Origin of the sequence: Cellulomonas sp. NS3 (assembly GCF_024757985.1) — a bacterium.
In the GTDB taxonomy this organism is placed as follows: Bacteria; Actinomycetota; Actinomycetes; order Actinomycetales; family Cellulomonadaceae; genus Cellulomonas_A.
Window position 1 is genome coordinate 947,695 of the sequence record NZ_CP103289.1, and the last position, 13,100, is coordinate 960,794.

A 13,100-nucleotide genomic window follows, 5' to 3' on the forward strand; every position below is an offset into this window, starting at 1 on the left:
GAACGCACCACGACACGCGTGATCTTTTCCGCCTCGGCAGAGCTCGAACCGGCTTCACAGGAAGCTCGACCCCCGTGCATGTATCTGAACCTTCGTTCAAGTGCGGCGGCCGAGCCCGCGCGAGCGGTCTCGCCGGCGAGTCGCTACTCGAGCGCGGTGCACCCTCAGCCCGCTCGGCGCAGCGCCCGGTCGCCCGCGGCGGGCGGAGGCGGCCCGCGTGCGGAGCGGGAACGCGAACGTGGTCTGCGCCAGGCGCCGCGAGGGCGCCCGAGAAGGAGGACCGCCATGCGCACCACCGCCGATCTGCACCCCGCTCGACGCGCTCGCCCCGGCGGGCGAGGACCCGCGCCGACCGCGCCCCGCACGACGACCCGCGGTGCACGGCGAGCGGCCCTGGCCCGCCGCGCCGGCGGCGACGCCGACCGGCACGCCACCCACCGACCTGCCGACGCCGGCATCGGCTCCGGTGTGAGCTGCGCAGCTCCCGTGCCCGAGCGCGAGGGGTCGGCGCAGGCGCTGTCCCGCACCAACGGTTCGGCGAGGCCGGACGACGGCGTCGCGGGGACGGGACGGACGCGGACGGTCGCGCGCGTCGTCCGAGGGCCGGTCGTGCGGGGCCAGGCAGTCGTGGGGTCGGACGCCGGCATGGCCACCGCGGAGTACGCGATCGCGACGGTCGCCGCCGTGGGGTTCGCGGGTCTCCTGATGGTCGTGCTCCGCAGCGGTGAGGTGCAGGCGCTGCTCCTCGGCCTCATCCGCGGAGCGCTGTCGGTGTGACGGGGCGGCGTGGCGAGGGCGCGCGGATCCGCTCGGGCGGTGCCGTGCCGACCTGCTCGGGTGGTGCCGCGCAGGTCCGCTGGGGCCGTGCCGCACGGGACCGCCGGGGCGGCGTCGCGCGGCCCCGAGCGGACGGTGTCCCGCCGGGATGCACGGGCGGCGTCACGCGGGGGCGCTCGGGCGTCGTCGCGCCGGAGGTCGTCGACGACCGGGGGAGCGGCAGGTTGCCGGTGGCGACGCGTCCCGCTGGGAGCCTCCCGCCCGGGGGAGAGTCGCGCGAGCGCGGCAGCGTGACGGCCGAGCTGGCCGTGGCGCTGCCCGCGGTCGTGCTGGTCCTCGTCGCGGTCCTCGTCCTCGCCGCGTCGGCGCTCACCCAGCTCCGGTGCGCCGACGCCGCACGGGCCGGCGCACGTGCGGCCGCCATCGGTGAGGACGAGTCCGGTGTGCGGGCCACCGCCGCGCGGGTCGCCGGGCCGGGTGCGGACGTCAGCGTCGTCCGCGGCGGCGACTGGGTGACCGTCTCGGTGAGCGACGCGGTCGTGAGCAGCGGGCTGCGCACGGGCCCGCTCGTGGCGCGGGCGAGCGCGGTCGCACGGGTCGAGCCGTGACGCCGCCGGGGACGCGGGCGCCAGTCGAGGCGCAGGTGCGCACCGACACCCCGGCCGGCGCCCGTGCCGATGCCGACACTGCGGGGAAGGCCCGGGGTGCGCGGCGCCGGTGCTCCGACGAGATCGGCTCGGGCACGGTGCTCACGCTCGGCGTCGTGGCGGTCGCGGGGGTGCTCCTCGCGGTCGTCGCGCTGCTCGCCGGCGCGCAGGGTGCGCGGGGTCGCGCGCAGGCGGGTGCTGACCTCGCGGCGCTCGCGGCCGCGCAGCACCTGCTCGACCACGGTGGCACCGACGTGTCGGAGGCCTGCGAGGTCGCGGAGGCGGCCGCCCGCCGGAACGACGTGCGGCTCTCGTCGTGTCGCGGCGCCGGCTCCGGTGTCGTCGTCGTGACCACGGTGCGGGCATCGGCCGCCGGGCCGGCGACGGCGCGCGCGCGGGCCGGGCCGGTGTCGGCGCGTGGGTGAGGCAGCCGTCGCCGCCGGCCCGGCGCGGCGACGGGCGGGCGCTCGAGACGGGGCAGGCGGCGCAGGGACGGGCAGCACCCATGCCGGGAAGGCGGCACGAGGACGGGCACGCGCCCAGGACGTGCAGGCGGCGCAGGGACGGGCAGGCACCCATGACGGTAAGGCGGCACGAGGAAGGGCGGGCCGTGCGTGCTCGGCCCGGTCCTGGTGCGGCTCGGCCCGGCCCCTGCGCGGCTCAGCCCGGCACGGAGTGGGCGAGGACCGCGTCGAGGAGCCGGACCGCGGCGGCCTTCTCCAGGGGGTTGTTCGCGTTGCCGCACTTGGGCGACTGGACGCACGCCGGGCAGCCCCGCACGCACCGGCAGGCCGCGACGGCGTCCCGGGTGGCGCGCAGCCACGTCTCGCCCAGCGCGTACCCCCGCTCGGCGAAGCCCGCACCGCCGGGGTACGCGTCGTGCACGAACACCGTCGCCATCCCGGTGTCTGCGTGGAGCGCGGTCGACACCCCGCCGAGGTCCCAGCGGTCGCACGTCGCGAGCAGCGGGAGGAGGCCGATCGACGCGTGCTCGGCGGCGTGCAGGGCGCCCGGTGCGAGCTCGACGGTCACGCCCGCGGCCTCGAGCACCTCGACCGGTGCGGTCCACCACGTGGCCGTCGTCTGGAGCGTGCGCGCGGGCAGCTCGAGGAGCTCCGTGCCGAGCACCTGGAGGTCCGGGATGCGCTTGCGCTGGTAGCTGAGGACCTGGCTCGTGACGTCGACCGCCCCGAAGCCCCAGGTCACCGGCCCCCAGCGGCGTTCGCGCTGCACGGACCGGATCTCCGTCGTCGTGGCCCAGCGGGACCACGTCCCGTAGTCGACGTCGCGGCGCTCGACGAGCGCGACGGCGTCGGCCAGGTGCAGCTCGGAGACCACGAACGTCGCACCCTGGTGCACGTACACGGCTCCGGGATGCACCGACGCGTCGGCGGCGGCGGCGTCGACCGTGCCGAGCATCCGGCCCGTGCCGGCCTCGACGACGCGCACGGGGTCGCCCCCGGTCCCGCGCAGGTCGGTCAGCCGCGCTGCCGCCTCGGCGTGCGTCCAGAACCACCCGGCCGCCCGGCGCCGCAGCGCGCCCCGCTCGACGAGGACGTCGAGGAGCCCGCGGGTGTCCGGCCCGAACAGCGCGAGCTCGTCCTCGCGCAGCGGCAGCTCGGCGGCCGCCGCGCACAGGTGCGGCGCGAGGACGTACGGGTTCGCGGGGTCGAAGACGGTCGCCTCGACCGGGGTGTCGAACACGGCCTCCGGGTGGTGCACGAGGAACGTGTCGAGCGGGTCCTCACGGGCGATCAGCGCCACGAGGCCGTCGGCGCCGGCCCGGCCCGCGCGGCCGGCCTGCTGCCACAGCGACACGCGCGTCCCCGGCCACCCCGCGATGAGCACCGCGTCGAGACCCGTGATGTCGACGCCGAGCTCGAGCGCGTTCGTCGTGGCCAGCGCCCGCAGCCGGCCGTCGCGGATCGCGCCCTCGAGGGCGCGGCGCTCCTCGGGCAGGTAACCGCCTCGGTAGGCCGCGACCGTGCCGGCGAGGCGCTCGTCGATCTGGCTCAGGTGGTTCCGGGTCACGGTCGCGACGGACTCCGCGGCGCGCCGGGACCGCGTGAACGCGAGCGTGCGTGCCCCCGCCGCCGTGAGGTCTGCGAGCAGGTCGGCCGTCTCGGCGGTGACCGACCGACGTGGCCGGTCCGCGGGGTCCGTCACGACGTTCTCTCCCGTGCCGCGGGGGCCGGACCCCTCGTGCGGGGCGAGCGCCGCCGCACCGCCCGGGTCCACGTCCTGCGTCGGGAGGCCCGCGACGGGCGAGACCGCGACGAGGGAACGGGGGTCCGCGGCGGCGTCGGCGCCCCCCACGTCCCGGTCGGCGTCGTGGGTGATCACCGGGTCGACCGGCTCGGGGTGCGGGAGCGGCGTCGCCCACGGGTCCTCGTCGGGGACGAGGTCGGCCCACGGGCCGCTGGTGCCGGGCAGCTCGGGCGGCTGCCAGAGCACGAACGTCTTCCGCCCCGCGGGGGAGGTGTCCTCCGTGACGGTCGCGATGGAGTCCGTCCCGACGCCCAGCAGCCGGGCCGCGCTCGCCGCCGGGTCGGCGGTCGTGGCGGACGCCAGCAGGAACACCGGCCCGCCCGCACTCGCGAGCACGGGTCCGTCGGCGCGCCGACCCGCGGGTGTCGGTGCGTAGTGCACCGCGAGCCGTCGCAGCCGGCGCAGGATCGCGGCGACGTGCGCCCCGAACACCCCGCGGAACGCGTGGCACTCGTCGACCACGACGTGGCGCAGCGACCCGAGCAGCCGGGACCAGCGCCGGTGGTTCGGCAGCAGCGCGAAGTGCAGGAAGTCGGGGTTCGTCAGCACGACGTCCGCGTGCTCCTGCACCCAGCGGCGCTCGTCGAAGCCGGTGTCCCCGTCGCAGGCGGCGACCCGGAGGTCACGCGTGCGGGCCGCCGTGACGAGGCGGTCGAGGCCGCCGAGCTGGTCGTGCGCGAGCGCCTTCGTCGGGCACAGGTAGAGCACCGCGCCGCGCCGCGTGACCGTCTCGATGCGCCCCGGGTCGAGCAGCCCGGCCGCGCGGTCGGAGCGGACGGCCGTCAGCGACGGCAACCAGAACGCGAGCGACTTGCCCGAGCCCGTCGACGTCGCGAGCACCGTGTGCCGGCCGGACCACGCGGCGTCGGCGGCCTCGACCTGGTGGCGCCACGGCCGCTCGACGCCCAGCGCGCGGTACCCGGCGACGAGGTCCGGGTCGGCCCACGACGGCCAGTCCGCCCGGACACCCTCGCGCGCGGGCAGGTGGCGGACGTGCGTGAGACGGTCGTCACGGCGCCCGCCCGAGAGCAGCACGTCGAGCAGCCCGTCGGATCCCAGCACGTCGGCCATCCTTGCACCGGGGCCCGTCCGGCGACGGTCGGCGGGGCGCCGCACGGCGCGGGTCACGTGCGCCGGACCAGAGGGCGACGGCGGAGCGCCGCCGTCAGGTCACGGCTCGGGCGCGGCATGTCCCGAGCCGGGGACGTGCTGGTCCATCCTGCGGGCGAGCCGCTCCGGCTCACGGAGCCGCACGTCCCAGGCCCACCACGGCGAGCCGACCCACGGGCCTCCGACCAGCGTGACCGTCCCCATCAGCTCCTCGTCGGCGTAGATCGCGAGGATCGGGCACGGACCGGAGATCGAGCAGGTCCGGTCGTCCTGCACGTCGGCCAGGTGCAGCGCAGCGGGGAGCTGCGCCAGGGCGGCGGGGTCGTCGACGCGGGCGACGACCTCGTTCCGCCGGCGCCGCCTCCGCGTGACCGGGGTGGGTCGACTCGATGCCGCGCGTCACGACGATGCGCGTCGCCCGGTCCAGCGACTCCCGCAGGGTCTCCACCGGCCCGACCGCAGCGGCGGGGCGTGCGCCGTGGCACGGGCGTCCCGTCGGGCACGAGCACCGCCCGGGACGAGGCAGGACGCCCCCTGGCCCGTCCACCCCGCGGCGCGCCAGGATGGACGCGTGCACATCGACCTGAACTGCGACCTCGGCGAGGGGTATGCCGTGTGGCGGCTCGGGGAGCCGGGGCTCGACGCCGCGCTCCTCGACCTCGTCACGAGCGCGAACGTCGCGTGCGGCTTCCACGCGGGCGACCCGCAGATCATGGCCGCCACGTGTGCGGGAGCCGTCGAGCGGGGCGTCGCGATCGGGGCGCACGTCGGGTACCGGGACCTCGTGGGGTTCGGGCGCCGCGCCCTCGACGTGCCGGCCGACGTGCTCCGCGCCGAGACGACGTACCAGCTCGGTGCGCTCGCGGCCCTCGCGCGGTCGGCCGGGGGAGCCGTCGCCTACGTCAAGCCGCACGGCGCGCTGTACAACACCGTGGTGCACGACGAGGCGCAGGCCCGCGCGGTGGTCGACGCCGTCACGCGGTTCGACCCGGGCCTCGCGGTGCTGTGCCTGCCGGGCTCCCGGCTGCTCGAGTGCGCGCGCGAGGCGGGGCTCCGGGTCGTCGCCGAGGCGTTCGCGGACCGCGGCTACACCCCCCAGGGGACGCTCGTGCCCCGGTCGCAGCCCGGCGCCGTCGTGGCCGACCCGGCGCTCGCCGCCGCACGCGCGGTCCGGCTCGTGCGCGAGGGCGTCGTCGTGGCGGTCGACGGGACGATCGTCGAGGTCGCCGCCGAGTCGCTGTGCGTGCACTCGGACACCCCGGGCGCCCTCGCGCTGCTGCGCTCGGTGCACGCGGGGCTCGAGCTCTCGGGCGTCGAGCTCCGGTCGTTCACCGCGTGAGCCTCCCGGGCGCGCACGCGGACACCAGGGACCCCGCCCCCGGTGGGGTGCGCGTCCAGCCGTACGGCGAACGCGCGTTCCTGGTCGACGTCGCCGGCCTGGACGAGGTGCGCGCGCTCGACGCCGCGCTGCGTGCCGACCCGCCGCCCGGGACCGAGGACCTCGTCCCGGCGGCCCGCACGGTGCTCGTCCGGTTCGCCGCGGGCACGCCCGCCGGTGACGTCGAGGAGCACGTGCGCGCGGCCGCGCGCCGGGCGGCGGCCCGCACGGTGCTCGTCCGGTTCGCCGCGGGCACGCCCGCCGGTGACGTCGAGGAGCACGTGCGCGCGGCCGCGCGCCGGGCGGTGCAGGGCGGAGGCCCGGCACAGGACGCCCCCTCGCCGGAGGGTGTCGTCCGCCTGGGCGTGCACTACGACGGGCCGGATCTCGACGAGGTCGCCGCGCTGACCGGCGTGACCCGGGCGGAGGTCGTCGCTCGCCACACCGGGCGCGAGCACGTCGTCGCCTTCGGCGGCTTCATGCCGGGCTTCGCGTACCTGACGGGCGTCGACCCGGCGCTGCACGTCCCGCGCCGGTCGAGCCCGCGCGAGCGGGTGCCGGCGGGGTCGGTGGCGCTCGCGGGGGAGTTCACCGCGGTGTACCCCGCGCCGACGCCCGGGGGGTGGCGGCTGATCGGGCGGTCCGCCGCCGTGCTGTTCGACGCGGCGCGCGCCCAGCCGGCGCTGCTCGTCCCCGGTGCGCGCGTGCGTTTCGTCGACCTGGACGCCTCGGGCGGCGGAGCCGCGGGTCCGGACGATCAGAGCGCCGACGTCGTCGGTCCGGGCGCTCCGGGCGGCGGCGGCGACGGTCCGGACGATCCCGGTGGCGACAGCGCCGGTCCGGGCGCTCCTGCGCCCTCGGGGGCCCGGCCGTGATCGAGGTGCTGGTCCCGGGCCTCCTCACCCTCGTCGAGGACGGGGGCCGGCCGGGCCTCGCGGCGGTCGGCGTCGGGCGCTCGGGCGCGGCCGACCCGGCGGCGCTGCGGCTCGGCAACCGGCTGGTCGGCAACGCCCCCGGTGCGGCTGCCCTCGAGGTGCTGCTCGGCGGCCTGGAGCTGCACGCCCTGCAGACGACGGTCGTCGCGCTCACGGGTGCGCGGGGGCCGGCATGGGTCGACGACGCGCCGGCCGGCCACGGTGCGGCGCTCCGGCTCCCGGTGGGGTCGCGGCTCCGGTTGGGCGCCGCCGAGCACGGGCTGCGGACGTACGTCGCGGTGCGCGGCGGGGTGGACGTCCCCGCCGTGCTCGGGTCGCGGTCCGCCGACCGGCTCTCGGGGCTCGGGCCGGCGCCGCTCGCCGCCGGCGACCTGCTGCCCGTCGGCCAGGACACGCGCGGGTTCCCCGAGCCGGACGCCGCGCCGACGGCGGAGTCCTGGCCGGAGCGCGTGGTCCTGCCCGTGGTGCCCGGGCCGCGGCTCGACTGGTTCGCGGCGGACGCGCTCGACGTGCTCGCCCGCGGGGACTACCGCGTGACGCCGTCGAGCGACCGGGTCGCGCTCCGGCTGTCCGGCCCGCCGCTGCCGCGTGCCGACCGCGGCGAGCTGCCCTCGGAGGGTCTCGTCGTGGGCGCGGTGCAGGCCCCGCCCGACGGGCAGCCGGTGGTCTTCGGTCCCGACCACCCGGTGACCGGCGGGTACCCGGTGCTCGCTGTCGTGCGCGCGCGCGGCCTCTCGGCGGCGGCGCAGCTGCGTCCGGGCGACCCCGTGGGGTTCGTGCTCGAGCGCTGACGGCGCCGGGCCGGCCGCGGCCGCCCGAGGCGCGAGCCGTCGGAGGCGCGGCCGTCGACGGCTGCTCCGGGTGTGGTCCGGCGAACGAACGGCGTGGGCGGCCAAAGCGGCGAGCGCCGACGCGCACGGACGCCGCGCGGCGGCTGCCCGGAGGTGTCGTCGACGCCGCGCGCAGACGGGCCGGGAGCGACACGCCGGACCGTCCCGTGGACCTGCCACGTCGGTGCGCAGGCCCGCTGCCTGCCCGCGCGACAGACAGGACCTTGGTCCCCGCGCCGGCCGGGGCCCCGGGCATAGAAATGCCACATCTTGTTGCCCGGTGCCGCGATGACCACCACATCTGGTGGGGGCATATCGGGCGTGCGGCGCGGCACCGAGAACACACGACTCCGCCACCGCGCACCGCCCCCCCGCACCGCCCACCCCGCACCGCCCACCCCGCACCGCCCACCCCGCACAGTCCACCCAGCCCCCCGGAGGAACCCATGGAGCACCACCCCGTCGTCGAGGTCGGCTCGTCGATCGACGAGTACCTCGACCGCAGCGACTGGCGCGTCAACGCCAACGCCAACCAGGGCTACTCGCTCGGCGGGATGATCCTCAACACCGCGGGCAAGGTCGTGGCGAACTACTGGCTGAGCCACGTGTACGACCCGGAGATCGGGCGGGCGCACCGCGAGGGCGACCTGCACATCCACGACCTCGACATGTTCTCGGGCTACTGCGCGGGCTGGTCGCTGCGCACGCTCCTGCAGGAGGGCCTCAACGGCGTGCCCGGCAAGGTCGAGGCGCGCGCGCCGAGGCACTTCAGCTCGGCGATCGGCCAGATCGTGAACTTCCTCGGCACCATGCAGAACGAGTGGGCGGGCGCGCAGGCGTTCAGCTCGTTCGACACGTACATGGCGCCCTACGTCCGGCTCGACTCGCTGACGTACGCGCAGGTCAAGCAGGGCATCCAGGAGCTCGTCTACAACCTCAACGTGCCGTCGCGCTGGGGCACGCAGACGCCGTTCACGAACCTCACGTTCGACTGGACGTGCCCCGAGGACCTGCGCGAGCAGGTGCCGTTCGTCGCGGACGAGCCGGTCGACTTCACGTACGGCGACCTGCAGGTCGAGATGGACCTGATCAACCGCGCGTACATCGAGGTCATGACCGACGGGGACGCGAGCGGCCGGGTCTTCACGTTCCCGATCCCGACGTACAACATCACCGAGGACTTCCCGTGGGAGTCCGAGAACGCCGAGCTGCTGTTCGCGATGACCGCGAAGTACGGGCTGCCGTACTTCCAGAACTTCATCCGCTCCGACATGAAGCCGGGCGACGTGCGCTCGATGTGCTGCCGCCTCCAGCTCGACCTGCGCGAGCTGCTCAAGCGCGGGAACGGCCTGTTCGGCTCCGCGGAGCAGACGGGCTCCCTCGGCGTCGTGACGGTCAACTGCGCGCGCCTCGGCTACCTGCACCGCGGCGACGAGGCGGCCCTGCTCCGCGAGCTCGACCGCCTGCTCGACCTGGCCCGGGACTCCCTCGAGGTCAAGCGCACGGTCGTCCAGAGGTACATCGACGAGGGCCTCTTCCCGTACACGAAGCGCTACCTCGGCACGCTCGACAACCACTTCTCGACGATCGGCGTCAACGGCGTCAACGAGATGGTCCGCAACGTCACGTCGGACCTGGAGGACGTCACGACGGCCGACGGGCACGCGCTCGCGGTCCGGCTGCTCGACCACGTCCGGGCCCGGATGGTCGAGTTCCAGGAGGCGACGGGCCACCTGTACAACCTCGAGGCCACGCCGGCCGAGGGCACGACGTACCGGTTCGCCAAGGAGGACCGCAAGCGGTTCGCCGACATCCTCCAGGCGGGCACCGAGGCCAACCCGTACTACACGAACTCCTCGCAGCTCCCGGTGGGCTTCACCGACGACCCGTTCGAGGCGCTCGAGCGCCAGGAGGAGCTTCAGCGCAAGTACACGGGCGGCACGGTGCTGCACCTGTACATGTCCGAGCGGCTGAGCACCGCGCAGGCGTGCCGCGAGCTCGTCCGCCGGTCCCTGTCGACGTACCGCCTCCCGTACATCACGATCACGCCGACGTTCTCGATCTGCCCGAACCACGGCTACCTCGCGGGCGAGCACCCCACGTGCGAGCGCTGCGGCGACGAGCGCCCGGGCGCCGACCCGGTCGTGTGTGAGGTGTGGACGCGCGTCATGGGGTACCACCGGCCCGTGAGCTCGTTCAACATCGGGAAGAAGGGCGAGCACGCCGAGCGCACGCCGTTCCTCGAGCCGGTCCGCGCGTGAGCGGTGGACCGGACGCGCTGGAGATCGCCGGCCTGACGGCGCTCTCGACGTGCGACTGGCCGGGCCGGCTCGTCGCGACCCTGTTCCTGCAGGGCTGCCCGTGGGACTGCACGTACTGCCACAACCCGTCGCTGATCGACCCGCGCACCCCGGGCACCGTCCCGTGGTCGCGGGTGCGAGGCCTGCTCGCGCGACGGCACGGGCTGCTCGACGGCGTCGTGTTCTCGGGCGGCGAGCCGACGCGCCAGCACGCGCTCGGGGCGGCGATGCGCGAGGTGCGCGACGCCGGCTACCTCGTCGGGCTGCACACCTCGGGCGCCTACCCCCGCCGGCTCGAGGAGGTGCTGCCGCTCGTCGACTGGGTGGGCCTCGACATCAAGGCGCCCGCCTCGCTCTACCGGGCGATCACGCGCGTCGGCCCGAGCGCGGACGCGGCGTTCGCGTCGCTGCGCCTCGTGCTCGACGCGAGCGTCGACGTGCAGGTGCGCACGACGGTCGACCCGACGGTGCTGAGCCCCGAGGACGTCACCCGCCTCGGCTCGACGCTGCGCGGGCTCGGGGTGCGCGACCACGTCCTGCAGGAGGTCAGGCCCGACGGGACCACCGAGGCGTACCGGCGCGCGCTGGCAGACGCCCGCACGCGGTCGGCCGCCGGGTCGCCGCGCGGCTGACCGAGGTGCCCGGCCTCGGCGCTGCGGGTCGTCACCCCGGCGCCGGGTCGGGTCCCGCCGACCTGCGCGGGAACCCCGCGGGCCGAACGTGGCAGGCTCACCCGACGGGACGCTGCCCGCGAGGGTGGCGTACCGGGACGACACGGGCGCGATGCCCCCGCAGGGCACGTGCTTCTGTTTGAATGACGCCGAACCGACGAAACGGGGTGGGGCATGGACGTCGGAGTAGTCAGCCGGGCGGTGGGCGACGTGACGGTGGTCGAGGTCTCCGGGGAGATCGACGTCTACACGGCGTCGGTCCTGCGCGAACGGCTCGCGAGCCTCATCGACGAGGGTCGCACCGATCTGGTCGTGGACCTCACGCCCGTGCGCTTCATGGACTCCACGGGCCTCGGCGTCCTGGTGGGCGTGCTCAAGAAGGTGCGCGGCCACGGCGGCCGCCTCCAGCTCGTGATCGACTCGGAGCGCCTGCTCAAGGTCTTCCGCATCACGGCACTGACCCAGGTCTTCACGATCCACGAGACGGTCGACGCGGCGCTCGCGGCCTGACCCGGACGCCGGCGGTCACCCGTCCGGCCGCCGACGAGCGTTCTCCTCTCGGTCGATCTGCGCGCGCGTGCCACGATGCGCGGGTCGTCGACACCCTGGACCCCGCGTCCGTCGCGGCCGGCGTCTCGTGGTGGGAGGACCTCACGGGCGACGGCGGCGAGGGCATGGTTCAAGCCGCTCCCCAACCCGACGCGGGCCCGCAAGGGCCTCGCGCTCGAGTCGGAGGCGGTCGACCCGAGGCTCTGAGCTCCGGGGGCGTCGGCGCGCGACGCCGCGACAGGCATGCTCAGCGCTCGCGGATCCGGTAGACGAGCTCCCTCCGCCCGTCGGTCACCTGCTCCGTCAGCTCGACGGCGTAGCGGTCGTCGTGGAGCGCGAGCACGTGGCCGCCGGAGGGCATCAGGGTGTCGTCCTCGCCCGGCACCGGGTGCACGAAGCCGGCCTCGGTGAGCGCCCGCTCCGCACGGAGCCGGGCGTCGGTCCCGTCGACGGCGACGACCACCAGCCAGCGGGCCTCCGTGGTCCCCGGGAGCGTGACGACCTGCGGGGCCGTCCCCGCGATGACGGGGACGTCCGCGGGCAGGTCCGCCGGCACGGAGGCGTCGGCCGTCCCGTCACCGAGCAGCTCGAGCGACCACGGGCCGTCCACAGCCCGCTGCAGCGTCCCCCCGCCCGCGGTGTACGTCCGGTACGCGTACACCGCGTAGTCGCCGGCCGGCAGCGGTTCTCCGCCCGGCGCGTCCGCGGTGCCGCACGTGACCAGCGGGAGGCCGACGACCGCGACCTCGGTGGAGCGGGCATCGCGGTCCCCGCCCGCGCGCACGCCACCGGGGTCGACGCCGGACAGGGCGTCGTGCACGGGGCCCTCGGTCCATGCCCGCTCGGGGAGAACGAGCGCACGCCCGTCGGCCGAGCGGTCGGGGACCGCCACGATCGTGCCCTCCCGCACCGCGACGAGGAAGGGTCCCTCGGACGTGAGCCCGACGGGGGGCGCGGCGGCCTCGGAGACGTCGGACGTGGCGGCCGAGGCGACGAGCTCCCGGCCGACGAGCGCGCCCAGGTCGGTGCGGGAGTCGACGTGCCACGACGCGCTGGTCGCGATGCCGGTGCCGGTCCCGACGAGCTCGATCTCGACCGGGCCGTCGGTGTCGAGGTCGATCAGGGCGTCGACCTGCGTCCCGCACTCGCCCGGTGCCGCGTCGGGCGACGCGGTCGGCACGAGCGGGTCGCTCCGGGTGAGGACGGTCCCGGCAAGTGCGAGGTCGCGAGCGCGGCGTGCACGTCGGCCCGCGCCGCCGAGGCGTCCTCGGGGCCGTCGGTCGTCTCGGCGCCGTCGAGCAGGTGCCGCACACCGCTCCAGCGCCGCCGCCTGCGGTACCCGTCGAGGAAGACGGTGAGGACCGCCCGGCGCACGTACGCCTCCGCCGCGTGCGTCTCGCGTAGCGGACGGCCCTGGCTGAACGCCCGGACGAGCGCCTCCTGCACGAGGTCCTCGGCCTCCGCGGTACCGCCGGTCAGCAGCGCCGCGTACCGCACGAGCGCCGCGCCGCGCTCGCGCACCAGCGCGTCGAGCACGTGCTCCCAGTCCGCCACTGCGCCTCCGTCGTCGTCCCCGTGTCCTTCGGCGCACGGCAGGCGCACCTGCCTCTCATGACGACCGGGGAGGCTCGACCG

General features: G+C 76.3%; 14 protein-coding genes. 10 read left to right on the forward strand and 4 right to left on the reverse strand.

Going from position 1 to position 13,100, the window contains the following annotated elements:
- Nucleotides 1-486: 486 nt before the first annotated feature.
- From NXY84_RS04490 to NXY84_RS04500, 3 genes are all read left to right on the forward strand, one after another.
- Nucleotides 487-777, forward strand: coding sequence for a DUF4244 domain-containing protein (locus NXY84_RS04490; protein ID WP_258725964.1), 291 nt, complete (start codon nt 487-489; stop codon nt 775-777).
- 290 nt (nt 778-1,067) lie between these two features.
- Complete coding sequence (locus NXY84_RS04495) at nt 1,068-1,385, forward strand: TadE family type IV pilus minor pilin (protein ID WP_258725965.1); 318 nt, start codon at nt 1,068-1,070, stop codon at nt 1,383-1,385.
- 35 nt (nt 1,386-1,420) lie between these two features.
- Nucleotides 1,421-1,849 carry an Rv3654c family TadE-like protein gene (locus tag NXY84_RS04500; protein ID WP_258725966.1) on the forward strand — a complete coding sequence of 143 codons (429 nt, stop codon included), beginning with the start codon at nt 1,421-1,423 and terminating at the stop codon, nt 1,847-1,849.
- A 235-nt stretch (nt 1,850-2,084) separates the two neighbouring features.
- Here the strand turns inward: NXY84_RS04500 and NXY84_RS04505 are convergent, their stop codons facing one another.
- Together NXY84_RS04505 and NXY84_RS04510 are read right to left on the reverse strand one after the other, a co-directional pair.
- Nucleotides 2,085-4,763: a DEAD/DEAH box helicase gene (locus tag NXY84_RS04505; RefSeq protein WP_258725967.1), complete on the reverse strand. Its 2,679-nt coding sequence runs from the start codon at nt 4,761-4,763 to the stop codon at nt 2,085-2,087.
- 99 nt (nt 4,764-4,862) lie between these two features.
- Nucleotides 4,863-5,078, reverse strand: coding sequence for a hypothetical protein (locus NXY84_RS04510; protein ID WP_258725968.1), 216 nt, complete (start codon nt 5,076-5,078; stop codon nt 4,863-4,865).
- Between the two features lie 295 nt (nt 5,079-5,373).
- On the opposite strand from NXY84_RS04510, the gene NXY84_RS04515 reads away from it, so the two are divergent.
- From NXY84_RS04515 to NXY84_RS21840, 7 genes are all read left to right on the forward strand, one after another.
- The gene (locus NXY84_RS04515) at nt 5,374-6,141 is read left to right on the forward strand and encodes a LamB/YcsF family protein (protein ID WP_258725969.1); all 768 of its coding nucleotides are present in this window, start codon (nt 5,374-5,376) and stop codon (nt 6,139-6,141) included.
- Complete coding sequence (locus NXY84_RS04520) at nt 6,138-7,055, forward strand: 5-oxoprolinase subunit B family protein (protein ID WP_258725970.1); 918 nt, start codon at nt 6,138-6,140, stop codon at nt 7,053-7,055. The genes NXY84_RS04515 and NXY84_RS04520 overlap by 4 nt, the downstream gene beginning before the upstream one ends.
- Complete coding sequence (locus tag NXY84_RS04525) at nt 7,052-7,906, forward strand: biotin-dependent carboxyltransferase family protein (protein WP_258725971.1); 855 nt, start codon at nt 7,052-7,054, stop codon at nt 7,904-7,906. Before NXY84_RS04520 ends, NXY84_RS04525 begins: the two co-directional genes overlap by 4 nt.
- Before the next feature lie 485 nt (nt 7,907-8,391).
- On the forward strand, nt 8,392-10,206 hold the full coding sequence (locus NXY84_RS04530; RefSeq protein ID WP_258725972.1) for a ribonucleoside triphosphate reductase: 1,815 nt from the start codon (nt 8,392-8,394) through the stop codon (nt 10,204-10,206).
- Nucleotides 10,203-10,877, forward strand: a complete 675-nt coding sequence (locus NXY84_RS04535; protein WP_258725973.1) for an anaerobic ribonucleoside-triphosphate reductase activating protein — start codon at nt 10,203-10,205, stop codon at nt 10,875-10,877. Before NXY84_RS04530 ends, NXY84_RS04535 begins: the two co-directional genes overlap by 4 nt.
- Before the next feature lie 213 nt (nt 10,878-11,090).
- Nucleotides 11,091-11,426: an STAS domain-containing protein gene (locus tag NXY84_RS04540; RefSeq protein ID WP_034630011.1), complete on the forward strand. Its 336-nt coding sequence runs from the start codon at nt 11,091-11,093 to the stop codon at nt 11,424-11,426.
- Between the two features lie 95 nt (nt 11,427-11,521).
- Complete coding sequence (locus NXY84_RS21840; protein ID WP_396126385.1) at nt 11,522-11,734, forward strand: hypothetical protein; 213 nt, start codon at nt 11,522-11,524, stop codon at nt 11,732-11,734.
- Here the strand turns inward: NXY84_RS21840 and NXY84_RS04545 are convergent.
- Together NXY84_RS04545 and NXY84_RS04550 are read right to left on the reverse strand one after the other, a co-directional pair.
- The gene (locus tag NXY84_RS04545) at nt 11,713-12,645 is read right to left on the reverse strand and encodes a hypothetical protein (protein ID WP_258725974.1); all 933 of its coding nucleotides are present in this window, start codon (nt 12,643-12,645) and stop codon (nt 11,713-11,715) included. The genes NXY84_RS21840 and NXY84_RS04545 overlap by 22 nt on opposite strands.
- The gene (locus NXY84_RS04550) at nt 12,585-13,019 is read right to left on the reverse strand and encodes a sigma factor (protein ID WP_258725975.1); all 435 of its coding nucleotides are present in this window, start codon (nt 13,017-13,019) and stop codon (nt 12,585-12,587) included. The genes NXY84_RS04545 and NXY84_RS04550 overlap by 61 nt, the downstream gene beginning before the upstream one ends.
- Nucleotides 13,020-13,100: the final 81 nt, after the last annotated feature.